General features: G+C 41.6%; 12 protein-coding genes. All 12 read right to left on the reverse strand.

The window, feature by feature from the left end; all coding sequences use genetic code 11:
- Positions 1-6: 6 nt before the first annotated feature.
- The 12 genes from BVE84_RS08760 to BVE84_RS08815 all read right to left on the reverse strand — a co-directional run bounded on the left by BVE84_RS08760 (position 7) and on the right by BVE84_RS08815 (position 13,830).
- The gene (locus BVE84_RS08760) at positions 7-1,692 is read right to left on the reverse strand and encodes a lactose-specific PTS transporter subunit EIIC (RefSeq protein ID WP_076996646.1); all 1,686 of its coding nucleotides are present in this window, start codon (positions 1,690-1,692) and stop codon (positions 7-9) included.
- A gap of 1 nt (position 1,693) precedes the next feature.
- Positions 1,694-2,008 carry a PTS lactose/cellobiose transporter subunit IIA gene (locus tag BVE84_RS08765; protein ID WP_076996647.1) on the reverse strand — a complete coding sequence of 105 codons (315 nt, stop codon included), beginning with the start codon at positions 2,006-2,008 and terminating at the stop codon, positions 1,694-1,696.
- Between the two features lie 149 nt (positions 2,009-2,157).
- Positions 2,158-2,982, reverse strand: coding sequence for a PRD domain-containing protein (locus tag BVE84_RS08770; protein ID WP_076996648.1), 825 nt, complete (start codon positions 2,980-2,982; stop codon positions 2,158-2,160).
- 175 nt (positions 2,983-3,157) lie between these two features.
- The gene (gene lacD, locus BVE84_RS08775) at positions 3,158-4,153 is read right to left on the reverse strand and encodes a tagatose-bisphosphate aldolase (protein ID WP_076996649.1); all 996 of its coding nucleotides are present in this window, start codon (positions 4,151-4,153) and stop codon (positions 3,158-3,160) included.
- A 132-nt stretch (positions 4,154-4,285) separates the two neighbouring features.
- Entirely contained in the window at positions 4,286-4,801 is a 516-nt protein-coding gene (gene lacB, locus BVE84_RS08780) for a galactose-6-phosphate isomerase subunit LacB (RefSeq protein ID WP_076996650.1), read from the reverse strand.
- A 26-nt stretch (positions 4,802-4,827) separates the two neighbouring features.
- Positions 4,828-5,250: a galactose-6-phosphate isomerase subunit LacA gene (gene lacA / locus BVE84_RS08785; protein WP_076996651.1), complete on the reverse strand. Its 423-nt coding sequence runs from the start codon at positions 5,248-5,250 to the stop codon at positions 4,828-4,830.
- Between the two features lie 187 nt (positions 5,251-5,437).
- Positions 5,438-6,199 carry a DeoR/GlpR family DNA-binding transcription regulator gene (locus BVE84_RS08790; RefSeq protein WP_076996652.1) on the reverse strand — a complete coding sequence of 254 codons (762 nt, stop codon included), beginning with the start codon at positions 6,197-6,199 and terminating at the stop codon, positions 5,438-5,440.
- Positions 6,200-6,566: 367 nt separating this feature from the next.
- On the reverse strand, positions 6,567-7,811 hold the full coding sequence (locus tag BVE84_RS08795; protein ID WP_135017434.1) for a right-handed parallel beta-helix repeat-containing protein: 1,245 nt from the start codon (positions 7,809-7,811) through the stop codon (positions 6,567-6,569).
- Between the two features lie 44 nt (positions 7,812-7,855).
- Entirely contained in the window at positions 7,856-9,622 is a 1,767-nt protein-coding gene (locus BVE84_RS08800) for a polysaccharide lyase domain-containing protein (protein ID WP_076996654.1), read from the reverse strand.
- Positions 9,623-9,667: 45 nt separating this feature from the next.
- Positions 9,668-10,465, reverse strand: a complete 798-nt coding sequence (locus BVE84_RS08805) for a hypothetical protein (RefSeq protein WP_076996655.1) — start codon at positions 10,463-10,465, stop codon at positions 9,668-9,670.
- A 150-nt stretch (positions 10,466-10,615) separates the two neighbouring features.
- A complete protein-coding gene (locus tag BVE84_RS08810; protein WP_076996656.1) occupies positions 10,616-12,505 on the reverse strand; it encodes a DUF4838 domain-containing protein in 1,890 nt (629 codons plus the stop codon).
- Positions 12,506-12,519: 14 nt separating this feature from the next.
- Positions 12,520-13,830 (reverse strand): PTS sugar transporter subunit IIC, encoded by a 1,311-nt coding sequence (locus BVE84_RS08815; RefSeq protein ID WP_076996657.1) that lies wholly within the window; start codon positions 13,828-13,830, stop codon positions 12,520-12,522.
- Between the last annotated feature and the right edge of the window lie 154 nt (positions 13,831-13,984).

A 13,984-nucleotide genomic window follows, 5' to 3' on the forward strand; every position in this document is an offset into this window, starting at 1 on the left:
CCACCTCTAGTCTTCTAGTTGTTGCTTGACAAATGCTAAGGCTCCCTTACCATCTCGTGTTAGCTTGATATACTCAGCCCCTTCTGTTTTCGCTAGACGAATCTGCAAGGCATCTGTTTCCTGCTTCATATCCGCATAGTTGGAAGCTACCTGAGGAGCTAGAATCACAAGGTCATATTCTGGTAGAATTTCACGGTGAGCTCCGTAACTTCCTGCCGCAGCTGTTACAGGCTCTCCATATTCTTGAGCAGCTTTCGTAAGAGCATTGGCCAATAAGCCACTGGTTCCTCCACCAGCACATAAGACCAAGACATTGGTTTCTTTGGTGATGGTTTTGTCAGATAATTGACGCTCAAGTATGGCATCTGCCTTTGAAGTATTAAAATTCGCAGCTACCTTTTCATGTAGCTGATTGTTTGCCTTACCAGCTTCTTCTTCTGCCAGTACTTGATGATCATATACCTTTAAGAACGGATAGTAAATCACAACGTCCACTACTACCAGCAAAATTGCAAGAAGAAAGGCTAGGGGAGCAAAATTGGTTCCCATGATAATTCCTAGTGGACCTGGCGTTGTCCATGGTAAATTGACACTGAAACTATTCATCTTCAATCCATCAACGAAGAACTTGAAAATCCAAACATTGGCAATCGGTGCTAAGATAAAGGGAACGAAGAAAACAGGATTGAGAACGATAGGGGCACCGAACAAAATGGGCTCATTCACACCAAAGAAAGTCGGAACGACAGAAGCACGTCCAATAGCCTTATTTCGCTTCGATTTACACAAGAACATGAACATAAATGGAACCACCAAGGTAGCACCTGTACCACCCATGGTAACAATAAACATCTGAGTGCCGGATGTTAAGACTTTATCAGCATGTTGACCTGCTTGAAGTAATTGGAAATTGGTCTCAATGTTGGCATAGATAATCGCTGCAATGGCAGGTTCTACGATAGATGGACCGTGAATCCCAACGAACCAGAAGAGGGCATAGGCTCCAAAAATAATGGTAATTCCCAAGTATCCGTCTGCTGCTGTAAATAAAGGCTCAAAGAGTTTTAGAATAGCTTCAGCCACACTGCTTCCCACTACTTGACGGACAGCCAAATCAATCGCATAGATTCCTAGAATCGTTAACGCATATGGGATAATGTCCTTAAATACTTGTGAAATATTTGGCGGAACTTCTTCTGGCATCCGAATAGTGACATTATTTTTCACGCAGATGCGGTAGATAGTGACAGTTACAAAAGCCGCTAGGAAGGCTGTCAGCAACCCCTTGGTTCCCATATAGCCATTCGCAAAGCCACCTTCGATACCGTCTGAAGCTAAGAGTAAGAAGGCAGAGATAGAAGCAATCATCGTCGAAATGAAGTTTATCTGATTGGTCTTTGGTAGGTCGCGATTGACGCTGTCAGTCAAGGACTTAGCTGTTGTTCCTGCTACCAATACGGCAACAATCCCCATAGTATAGCCATAGGGCTTCATAATCATTCCCACTGTTTCATCCGACCAGGTAAAGCCAAAAATATTTGGAACAAAGGCGATGAGCAAGAAGATACTAGAAAATAGGATAGCCGGCATCGCAGCGATAAAACCATCTCGAATGGCACGCAGATAAATATTACGCGAAATCTTTTCAAATAAAGGTTTACCACGCTCGATTTGTGCAATTAACTGATTCATATTACTTTCCTCTCTTGTATAATTCAATGATATGTGACATCATGTCTTTCAATAATAGGGTCGTCATTAAGTGATCTTGTCCATGCATCAAGGTAACACTGAAGGCCAAATCGTCTCCTGCTGCTTCTTTTTGCAGAAGGGAGGTCTGAGTATGATGGGCCTCTACGATACACTCATTGGCGGCTGCGATTAGCTGCTCTGCTCGATCAAAATCCCCCTGCTGAGCGGCTGTTAAAGCCTCCAACAATTTGGAGCGGGCATCTCCTGCAAAGGCAACGATTTCAAAACCAAGCAAGGTAATTTCTTCTCTATTCATTTTATTTTCTCCTTTTTGATATAGTGTGATATAGTCGTTTAGTTTATCTTTTATTACTTCGTTAACTCACTTTGCCGTACTCTAAGTACAGCCTGCAGCTCGTTGCCTAGTACTAAAAGCAAACTAAAAAAAGACTATAAGAGACAGTGTTATAGTAAACGTTGGACGTGAAGGACGATATACATTTTTTCGCTCTCGCTCGGACTCCGTCCTAACTCCTGCGTGATTAAATCATGGATTCGTTCTCCTATATCATAGGCTTTTGGATAGGCCAACTGCATGGTGGCTGCCATCTGCTCCAATGATGATGTTCCATCTTTTTCCCTATCTGAGTAGCGGATAAAATAAGTCAGATGGACCATCAAGCGATCGTAGAACTTGCTATTTTCCTTCGTTCTCAAAATCCCATTTGTAGCTAATTCTTTTTCGACCAAGGATAAGACCTGCTGCAGTGTCTCTACTTTTAGGACCTGATCCTCCGCCTTCTCGCCTTTAGCATTGATAAAATGAAGAGCGATTCTACCAATTTCATCTTCCGGGAAGTCCCGTAGAATTTTCTGGCGAAAAATGGTCAAGGCTTCTGTCGCCATCTGATATTCAATGGGATAGTCTTGCAGCATGTTCGGGAGCTTACTTTCCTGATAAGACTGCTCTAAAATCGCCTTATAGGCGCAATGAATATGAGTCGTTAAGGTAATATAGATATAGTCTTGTACAGGATAATCATATTGCTGCGATAACTGATCAATAGCTTGATAAGTAACCGTAATAAAGTCTAACGGGACATCTTTCAGCAACATTAAAAAATGATCATTAGATTCAGAATTCTTTAGTGAAAAAATCTTTTCGATTTTATGACTAGTCACCAAATCTCCCTTTTTCTTCTGAAAAGCAACCCCCATTCCCATAACAACGGACTGCTCCCCTCGTTCATTTTTGACTAAAGCCGCATTATTATTTAAAGGTTGTACGATACATCTACAAACTAGTCTCCTTTATCTTTAAAAATACAAAAGACCACAAATAAGCTAAGGATTTTCCCTCCTTATTCATCTGCGGTCTTGCCTAATGTTCTTAGTTACAATCCACCATATATAAACTACTGAGACAATTATATCACGAAATAATTTTTTTGTAAACCTTTACATTTTATAAATGCAAGCCTATACGTTTTTTCCAAGAAGAAGCTGTTGTCGCTAGAACCTCATTGAGCGATTCGATGTTTTGACGCCCCTGTGTCCTCAACCAATTTCGAGCTGCCTCTTCCCCTTCTTGCATATAGATTGGGACAGCATCAGCCCATGTAGCGCGACCGCATAGGACACCATTAAAGGCTGCGCCAGCCTCGTGTGCAAATGTTAAGGTTTCTTGGAAAAGGCTAGCAGACACGCCTGCACTTAAATAGATATAGGGTAGGGGAGTTGCTGCATCCTGCTGTTTGAAATAGGCAGCCGCCTCTTCCCTTGTATACACGCTGGCATTTTCTTGGTTAAATCCTTCTACGTAAGCCATATTAACAGGAACTTCTACCTTGAGAACATCAACTCCAAAAGATGGATCCGAGAACACTCGCATTGCTTCGATGACCTTTCTTGGTTTAACCTTAGCAAATGCTGGGCTGCTGGTATCTTGAATCTGCTCATCGTAACTCAAAATTTCTAGGAAAAATGGCAAGCCTTCTGCTGCACATTCTGAACCCAAGCGTTCGATATAGGCATGTTTTTGTAGATTAACGTAAGGTTCTCCATCCACATCATAGTATAGGAGGAATTTAATCGCATCTGCCCCTTCTTTTTTGAGGCGTTTGACCGACCACTCGACCAGACAATCCGGTAGGCGACTCGTTGTACTAACATCATAACCTGTCTTTTCATAGGCTAGGAGCAAACCTGACTGGCTATTCCGAATATGAGAAGCTGGGAGTCCATACTCTGGATCCAGTAAGATAGACGAGGAATACGGCGTCAACTCTTCTGATACGATACTTTTCAAGGTTTCAATAGCCTCAACTGTCGGTTCTGTGTCTTGATAGTTGGCCATCATTTTTTTCAAAGCCCCCCGCTGATCAAAGGCGAGAGCGGAAATAATGCCTGCTGAGTTACTAACTTTTTCCATTAAGGTATACTTTTGATTGGTTATTGTCATCTTATCTTCCACCTTTTTATTTTTAGGATACTATACTGCAAAAATATCTTCAAATCAGTATACGAAATAGTATAAACTACACAAAGACTAAGTCAAGCGCCATTCATGTGCCACTTGATTTGCACCAATGTATTAGTCCCGGTATTCACCACGATTCCACTTTTCAATAAATTCATCAAAGAAAGCACCGTCTGCTTGCTCTTGATTGATGGTTTCAATTCCTGCTAATTTTTCAATCAAACGCTTATTTTCAGCTGTCGGTTGGTATTCTGCCTGAATAAAGGCTTCAATAATGTCACACATCAACAATTCGCCAGTCACCTTCCCACCAAAACCAATGACATTTGCATTTAATTCTGTCTTAGCATACAAGGCTGATGTCATGTCTCGAACAAGTGCTGAACGAACACCCGGTACTTTATTCACTGCATTGTTAATACCAACACCTGTTCCACAAATACAGATTCCCAGGTCTGCTTCACCGCTGACAACTGCCTCTCCAACCTTTTTTCCAAAGATAGGATAATGGGTTCTGACACTGTCATAAGTCCCACAATCAAGCACCTCATAGCCCTGATTTTTCAAATAATTGACCACTGCAATTTTTTCATAGGTCACAATATGATCGCATCCAACTGCAATTTTCATCTGTTTCTCCTTCATCTATGTTTGATTTAACACATCTTATTTAGCATATCAACACGAATTTGGTGGCGTCCACCATCATAGACTCCCTCTACAAATCCTTTGACGATATTTTTAGCTAGACTCTCTCCAACAATCTCGCTACCGAGAGTAATGATACGAGAATTATTGTGACCACGTGTCATATAAGCAGAGCGCTCATCTGAGACTTCAGCAGCAATCATGCCTTTAATTTTTGTCGCTGCCATAAAGGAACCAACACCATAGGCATCGACTGCAATTCCAAGATTACCCTCCTGCCTATTTACTTCTTGTGCAATCGCTAAAGTGGTATCAACAAAGTCCTTACCACTACTCACATCAAGCACTGAGTGGCCTAGGTCAACCAGAAAATGCTGAAGAACATTTTTGAGTTTTTCTCCTGCTGGATCAGCACCAATAATAATTGTCATCGTTTTCTCCTTATGTGTCTTGTTTATTTTTCCGGAAAAAATGTTTTGCAAAACAGTTAAAAGCAGTTTGCTTTTATGTTTGCATTATACACAAAACCAATCATAAAGTCAACAATTTTTGTTTATTTTTGTTGAAAAACACGACAAAAATAAACAGTTGCCCGAGGGAACAACTGTTTTTCAAACATTATTCGCTAATCACTTCTGTATAAGCTGTCAAATAACGGTACTGCTCGTCATCTGCCAGCTGATCGCTAATCACTGCTGTGACATCTTTTAATTGGCAAAAAGTGGTAAAATCTTCTTTCCCAATCTTGCTGGTATCAATCAAGAGATACTTTTCCAGTGAATGCTTTAGAGCTAATTGCTGAGTATAGGATTCGGTCAGAGTAGAAGTCATGACATCATTTCCCTTGACTGCATTGCCACTAAAAAACATCTTGCTAAAATGCATCTTTTCTAGTACAGTATTAGCCATCTCTCCGACAAATGATTCGGTCACTTGACGCCACTCACCACCAAGCAAAAAAATCTGAAAATCTTCTGATTTCTTCTGTGATAAGATAGTGAATATAGGGAGACAGTTGGTGATAACCGTTAGCTTAGAGTTGGTAATAGCCTCTGCTAGACAAGCCACCGTTGTTCCAGGCCCTAAAAAAAGTGTATCCCCGTCTTCGATCAACTGCGCTGCTTTTGCTGCGATAAAACGCTTGGCCTCAATATTTTGAACATGCTTTTCTGAATGAGAAAACTCCCTTAGTTGAAAAGCCTTATTACTCCTAGCACCGCCATGAATCTTTGTCAAAATTCCCTTTTCTTCCAATTCACTAAGGTCTCTTCTGACCGTCATATCTGTCACATTCAACAACTCCACAATCTCTGAAATGCGAATCGTTCCCCTTTTATGAACCAATCTCGTAATTTCTTCCAACCTCTCCTGTTTGTTCATCTCTTTCCCTTTCTCTTTTTTACTTTATTATATCAAAATTTCGGAAAAATGTTGAAAAAAACAACAGGACGTGTTGAAATCAGAAAAGACACTCTGCAAGTAGAAAGACTGCTGAGTATCTTTCCTGTCAACGCCACCACCATCATCCCCTCTTGCAAAAAGAGCCTGGACTCAATGCCAAGCTCATTTTCTCAACTCCTACCTCCTTTTGACTAACACAGAACAAAGAGAGCTGAGAGCCTCTAGTGGAGTGTTCAATCCATCGAGGCTCTTGACGACGTATCCTTTTGAGTTTTGAAGAATATTATTTACTCTTCTTTCACTACCTCAGTCTCACCACTTCTCGTTTAAATAATGGTTTCCCCGACTATTCATTCCTTCCGTTCATTTCCTCAACAGAGGCTACTCTTTTATCAGGAACGGGGTTACTGTTTCCTTCTTTAGCTGACCTATCAAGATACTGGGAAGCTCCAAGAGAGAGATTGCTCGATGGTAAAGCTGTTCCAAAGAAGTCTGTCCCATAGGTAACAGTCGCTATGGCTGGGTAAGTTTGGGCAATGGCATCCACGCTAGTCCTACGGCTTGCTAACTCAAACAGTTCTGTCGGCGATAGGCTTAGTCGCTGTTCTTCAGAAATCGGTTGCCTATTGACAATCTTTAATTCGTTATAAAAATGCTCAATGGCATCCTGGAGGCTAACACCACTATTGATAAGTTTGCTATCCTCGCTATTCAATTTATACGCCGCTAGCTCTGAACTCAGATACTGGCCTGCTCGGGGCGAAAGACTACCTGTTTCCTCTGGAATAGCATCGATACCGCTGAGAGCTGCTATGCCTGTAATCGCCTGTTTTTCTTGAACAGGGGGAGTCACTCCCCAGTAAGCATTGTTGTAAAAGTGAAACTTATCCATCTGTTGTTTAGCATCACTACGTTCGACAAAGAAAGATTCATTTTGAGGATAATAGAAAATATTGTTGAAGAAGAAGGCATGCCTATTTCCCGTCCCTGCTTTCGTATTTGGCATATCAATAATACCTGCCCGACCAGCCAGTTTACTAGCAGAGTACAGGGTGTTATTATAGAATACAACTCCGGCTGGCGTCCCACGCGCAAACTCTATAGTCTTATCTTTATCGTTCTGACTGATATTGTAGCGAATAGTGGGCGAAACATGAGGAAAACCATTCATGACTAGCATAAAGCCACCTTCGTTATCGTGGCTATAATTGTACTGCATAACGGTGTTGGTCGACACATGGTCATTGTCCAGACCTTGTCCATCTTGTACTCCCCTCGTCCGATAAACTTCATTATACTGAATAACGGTGTTGGTCGCTTGGAAGGGCCAAATTCCTGCATTATAGCCTGTATTTTGATAGCGAGAGTCCGACACCTTATTGTATTCCACCAAGGCACCATCTGTATCGCGGACAGTAATAGCATCTCCTCCTGCCTTATCGATCCGGTTGTTGCGGACGACAACGTTTGTAGAGGGATACCAATTTATAGGAAGTCCTGGATTATTCTTAGTAGATTGGTTGCTCCAAGCAGAACTAACCAATTTCATCGCCGATCTATCTACACGCTCTATCACATTGTTTTCAATCAATACACCATCGTACTTGGTTGGAATCCCTGTCAGTTGACCAGCTACTAGATCTGCTTTGACATCAAAGAAAATACCACCATTCCATTTTTTAGATTGAGTTTTCCGTTAATATCATGAATATAGAGATTCCGTAAGGTAATATTGTGAACTACGCCAAAATTTTTTGCCGAAACATTGATCGCACGGAGCGCCTTGCTCTTATTATTATTACCGTTCAACCGAAACGAAGTAGAAAACTCTGGGCTTAGGTTGGTTAATTCAAGATTTTCAATCGTGATATATTCTTGATTAAACAGTGATACTAAATCTTCTACTTTTCCTTCTCCATTTAAAACAGGTTTTGCTCCCTCACCATACATGCCGACATAGATAGGTTGCTCCTGCGTTCCAGACCCCTTAAATGTTAAGGCCGCCTCCAAGCCATTGTAAACACTTCCAGCTTTTAATAAAATCCGATCACCCGGAGACAGGTCTTTTGTATGGAGCGCTTTTAGGGTTCTGTACGGGGATTTCTCACTACCGTCATTGGTATCTGATCCACTGACTGAGTCCACATAGTAATCTCGTGCCTTCGTGGCAGCTGGCTCCACCTTACTAAAATCAGCATAAAGGAGTAGCTCTTCTGTCTCTGAAGCAGGCACTTGATAAGTAGCCAAATCAATCGGGCTCCCTTCCCTATCCCTAAAGCCAAGGAAGCGATACCCGTATTTTTCGGTTACGTCAATCACCAAGGTATCTCCACTGCTGACTTCGTTATTTAGCGCTGATACTATCCCGGCTGTAGCAAGACTATCTTCCACACCATCTATCCGGCTGAGGATTCGCAGTTTCTTCTTTTGTTGGTGCTTTGTAATGGTAAAGGAATCCAAGGAAATGATACGTCCTGTGCTAACCATTTGAAATGCCACAAATAGACGGCTAGCTTCAAAGTCCCCTTCACCAGTATAACTCAACAGAGGACTAGCATTATCCATCACTGAAACCTTGTTGCCAGTAACTGTCATCTCAAATCGATGGGACTCTCCTCCCAATTCAAACTGAACTGCTTCTCCCAATATCTCTCCACTTTGAATCCCTGCATCCAGACTGGCCAGTTTTTTTACATAGGCTTTTTTACCATTTACTTCCAAGGCGTAATAACTGCCATCTGGTTGCTGACAAAAGATAATGCGCATCGTATTCCAAGGTTTAATAGGTGCCAGTTGCTGTAATCCAAGATTTATTTGATACCCCACCGTTTCAGAAACAGGGATTTCTTTTCCAACATTCGGTATCAAGGTAATCCTCTCACTCGGTGAAAGCACTAGATGACTATTTTCTACCCTCAATGCCCTACTCTGACCTTCTATGGTATAGATATCCGGATTCCAGACCGAGAAATCATCTGAAAAATAGGTGTTTTCATCCATCTTAATGGTTTCAAAATGCGCATAGACCGTTACATCACCAATTTTTTCAGATAATTCAAAACGATTATTTTCTATCGGCATCAAGCCGTCGGTACTCATGCCATTATCCTCTCTAAAGGAAGTGTAGCCAACAAATCGATAGCCGGGATTTGCTCTGGGAATTAACTCAACTATTGTCCCTTCTCCACCTGAGAGCTTATTATCTTTCGCTACCAGACTTCCACCTGCTGCATTTTCAGTACCATCTGTATTTACTTTTAACCTTGCTGTATAGCGTCTTTGTTCAACTTGATCTTGGTTGCTGTTAGGCTGTTCTGTCCTATCTTCAGTCCTAACTGTTGACGGACTCTGTAGGAGGGTACACGATGACAGCAACAAGAGCCATATCCATTTCTTTTTCATATTATTTTCTTCTTTCTGATTTTTTTGAGTATTAGCAGGGAAGCACTATCTTTTTAATGTTCGAGGACTCTCACCTTCTGTTTCTCCTCCTAGTTTGGCCTCCAACCAGTGATTCAACTTTTCTTCTACCAACTGGCTTGCTACTGCTTCTATCACTTCTTCAAAGGGAAGAGGCATCCCGTCTTGTCTATCTGTGCATACAAACTGATACACGCCTCCATCTCTTTGCCAACTTTCACGATCCCCAGCCACTATCTGGGGGAGAATCAGATCAAGTTCGGGATACTGCTCTGTAACCATACGTACCGTTTCGGCTGATATATCGACTTCCTTATTCCAGATTTCTACTCCATTCTGCCAAAAAGAGAGCTTCCCTTTGATAGGTGCTTGCTCCGAAAATCGGTCAATATGCTTCTGGTAATAGGCAAGAATATCCGCGTCCTCCAACTGGTTGATCCAGCTATCTTTGATAAACTGGCGGTTACTCGCCATCGTCTCAGATATTTCCTGCCAACCTGCTCCATCTAATCGAAGATTCTCTGTAGCTCCTCCTAATTGCTTGGTTTCTTTTTCTAATAAGGTAAATTCCTGATAGAGACGTTTTTTCCTTTGCTCCAATACACCTTGTGGCGTAAGCCCGCCTATCTCTGATGTCCAAAAGTTTTTACTAGGTACAGGTAAACCTGCTTCTTCATACTTTAAACGATACTCCTGCTCAACAGCTGTACGATAAGGAACAGTAAAAACTTCTGGTATAAAAGAACGATACCAAGTGAATTGGGCAACAATAAACAAGAAACAGATGGAAATAACACCACAAATAAGAACTCTTTTCCCTTGCAAACCTCTCTCCTCCTTCACTCATATTCTAATACTCTTCAAAAATCAAAAGGATACTTGATCAACTCGTCAAAACTTCTATTTTTGCTTTACTCGCTTAATGCCCTTTGTATCTTGTCTTATTTCCTAGTCTACTTTTGATTTTATTGAGTATTATAATGTAAAGCCAGCATAGTTTTTAGCTACTTCAATAATGCGATACACATCTAGGTGTTGTTGGAAATTCATTTCATGATTTCGGACAAAATCTAAGACATCACGCCAGGCAATTTGACCTTCCAAATGTCGCCCCCCTGCCATTAGATGTAACGCATGTGCCAACTTAATGATAAGTTGCCTGTGATACCCTAGCTGGCGCCATTCTTGTTTTTGAATTCCTGTTTCTTTGGTGACATGTTCTTCTAGTGTATTGATAAAGTTATAGGCCAAATCACTTGATACCTTGTACTGTCCAGAAAGTTCAACCTGTTGTCTTGAACCGATTGCATTGAAGTAGTCACAGGAGGAATAGTCAGAAAGTTTTTCCAAATAAGTAGTAACCAGCTGCCAATCCGTACCATACATAGCACTGAAATACTCTTCTTTTAAATCTTCATAATCTAGCTTATCATTCCACAGCATTTGCCCCATTGTATAATTAGGGAAGTTATGAGGAAAGCCTGCACGCAGTTCTTGACAGCTAATATAACCATTTAGATGTAGGCGGCCTAGAAATTGAATATCACGATAGATTACCTTGCTGATTTTCATATACCCTAGATCCCCATAGTGAGCTCGTCCAAGCGGATAGTCGTAGACAAAACTATCTCCCTTAAACATCTTCTGCCAGTTGAACAGATAGGAAAGATTTTCTTCCAATGAATTTGGCAAAACCATCTGATTGCGACGGTATTCTTTTGGTATAGGAATCCCGGTGTCATAATCTACATCTGCGTAACTCCTTTCAAAGGTTCGCGTAATCGGCGCAAACATCATCGTGAAACGCTCTGGATTGTTTACAACTTCTTTTTGAGGAGCAAATAGCAATTCATGATAGAGTAGGAAACAAATCTTTGTCGGAAGTCCTTCATTAGTCAATGCCTCGTCTAACTGATTTAGGATACGAATATATTGATCTGCTGGAATATCTTTTTGGCACTCTGAACACTCACATATATTGTTACGAGCATCGGATAACCACACGTGAAGGTAATCTACATCAGGACGTTTTTTTGCATAGTCAACGATTAAGTCAACCATTTTATTCCCAACTTCTGGATTAGAGAAACACAGACTGGTCAAAATAGGAGCCGTGTCATATAAGTCACGCTTACCATTTAGCTCGGCTACCAGCGGCTTCTTCTCATCGGGTAAGGTGACACCCGACTCCCAACCATACTTAGAGGAATAGCCCAGCACCTCACCCGTCCAGCCATGCCCCACCCTGTGGTGAAGTAGGCCACGCTTTGCAAGCTCCTCATCCAAACGATCACTCATTTCTTGAGCGATTTCTGAATTAAATGGTTCTTTCTCCAGATAGGGATTAAACTCATGGTCGTACCAACGTTTGAGGAAGGAATAGGGATTTTCAAACTGGATAAAGAAAGAGTTCATCTTAATTTTAGGTAGCCAGTCTAAAAAATCGGCAATATTTTCATAAGAATCGGCACCTTCTATACAAACACCCCTGTGTTGATAACTAGCCACTTCATCAATTTCTATCCTTTTTTCTTTCCAACATTCCTCAGAAAGGGAAGGAATGAATTCATTCTTTCTTCCGGGTCTTAAAAAGATAACCCCAAATTCACTAACGAGGCGATAGACTCCAATCAAAAGGGCAACCTTTGAATTGGCTGTGATTTCACCAACACCGTCCTTGAGTTGGATTGAAATATGATCCTTTTCATAGTCGTCTACCTGCATGTTGAGGACAATCATCGCCTCTGTAAGCACATCTACTTCTGTTACAGAAGCCTCAAACAATTTCCCTAAATAATAGATTAACTCCTCTACTGCATGTCGAGATGAGGTATTTTTTACTGCGTCATATATTGTAATGAACATAGGTACTCCACTTTCTAATCACGTAATTCTTTTTCTAGCATGTTACGATCGGCAACTTTAAAGAATGGGTAGTAAATAGCAAATGATACTGCGATTAAAACAAGTTGCAGAACCGCCCCTTGCCAGCTACCTCCTGTCGCTAAGAAGCCACCAATGATAGGTGGCATAGTCCAAGGGAGTACAACTCCAGTAGTGAGAGGGACTAGGCCAGTTACCATTGCAAAGTAAGTAATCATCGCATTTACAGTCGGCGTCAAGACAAATGGAATCATCATAATGGGATTTAAAACGGTCGGAAAACTAAAGAGAATAGCTGTATTGATATTAAAGAGCGATGGAATAAACGATAGACGACCGAGTGTTTTATAAGAACGGCTCTTACTGAATAAGAATAAGCAGAGAGCCAGACCAACCGTTGCTCCACCCCCGCCGATAAATACAAACAAATCCTTAAATGGTAGCGTGATAATATGTGGGAGAGTCTCACCGGCTATCGCTGCCGCTTGATTTTCTTCTGTAAAGGCCAACCAAACAGGATCTACAAAAGCATTGAGAACCTGGCCGCCATTCACACCACAGAACCAGAATAGGGAATTCACTAAAACAACGAGCACCATACCTGGCAAAGTCCCAGCAATCATTCGGAGTGGAGTTCCTACGATCAAACCTAGAACCGCTCCTAAACCACCTTCAATGCCTGCGAGTTGCAAGCCCTTCAAGACTGCCGCCCAGAAAACAAAAGCTGTCAGTGCTGGTAGCAGAGCCGAAAACGATTTGCTCACTGCATCTGGGACGTTCTTGGGCATCTTAATAATAATCCCTTTTTGGATAAAGATTCGGTAGATCTCTGCCGTGATTAAGCCCACTGTAATCGCCACGAACAAGGCATTAGCGTTCAAGCTACCAAATGGAATCGCTCCTCCAAAAGTTTGAGAGACCTGCTCGCCACTTTCGGTAAAAACCTGAGTAGTAAAACGGGGCGCCATCAAGATGAAACTTGAGAGAGCTAAAATCCCAGCAGAGGGAGCGTCTGTTCCATAGCTTTCAGATAAGCGATAAGCAATGCCAAAGCAAGCAGCTAGAGAAATAATCGCCATCGTGCTTTGGTTCATAGTTGTTAAAATATCCATCAGACCAACATTGGTTAAGAAGATTTTAAATCCTTCCTGAGGCCAGTTAATCAACAGCAAGAATACTGACCCTACCAATACCAGTGGCATGGCCATCATAAATCCTTCCCTGATCGCTTTTAAGTGGCGATGATTGCCCACTCTCTCACCAATGGGTGCCAGGGTGTGTTCTAGGAAAAATAAAAACTTATTCATCCCCTTGTCCTCCTAAACTTTTATTTTATTATGGCTTCGAGCCAGTTTTTCTCGAAGAGAAAAACAAGAAAACCACCAGCTATGCTGGTGGCTGCCAAGGCTTTGAGCTTTCATTTCTTTTTCCTGTTATAATCTAATTGTTCAGGTTAGATAA

Source organism: Streptococcus azizii (assembly GCF_001984715.1).
Taxonomy (GTDB): Bacteria; Bacillota; Bacilli; order Lactobacillales; family Streptococcaceae; genus Streptococcus; species Streptococcus azizii.

Coding starts and splice junctions, on each gene's coding strand:
- BVE84_RS08815 (WP_076996657.1), bottom strand. CDS start 13,830: ATGAATAAGTTTTTATTTTTCCTAGAACACACCCTGGCACCCATTGGT.
- BVE84_RS08790 (WP_076996652.1), bottom strand. CDS start 6,199: ATGAACAAACAGGAGAGGTTGGAAGAAATTACGAGATTGGTTCATAAA.
- lacD (WP_076996649.1), bottom strand. CDS start 4,153: ATGACAATAACCAATCAAAAGTATACCTTAATGGAAAAAGTTAGTAAC.
- lacB (WP_076996650.1), bottom strand. CDS start 4,801: ATGAAAATTGCAGTTGGATGCGATCATATTGTGACCTATGAAAAAATT.
- BVE84_RS08765 (WP_076996647.1), bottom strand. CDS start 2,008: ATGAATAGAGAAGAAATTACCTTGCTTGGTTTTGAAATCGTTGCCTTT.
- BVE84_RS08810 (WP_076996656.1), bottom strand. CDS start 12,505: ATGTTCATTACAATATATGACGCAGTAAAAAATACCTCATCTCGACAT.
- BVE84_RS08800 (WP_076996654.1), bottom strand. CDS start 9,622: ATGAAAAAGAAATGGATATGGCTCTTGTTGCTGTCATCGTGTACCCTC.
- BVE84_RS08760 (WP_076996646.1), bottom strand. CDS start 1,692: ATGAATCAGTTAATTGCACAAATCGAGCGTGGTAAACCTTTATTTGAA.
- lacA (WP_076996651.1), bottom strand. CDS start 5,250: ATGACAATTATTATTGGTGCTGATCCAGCAGGAGAAAAACTCAAAAAT.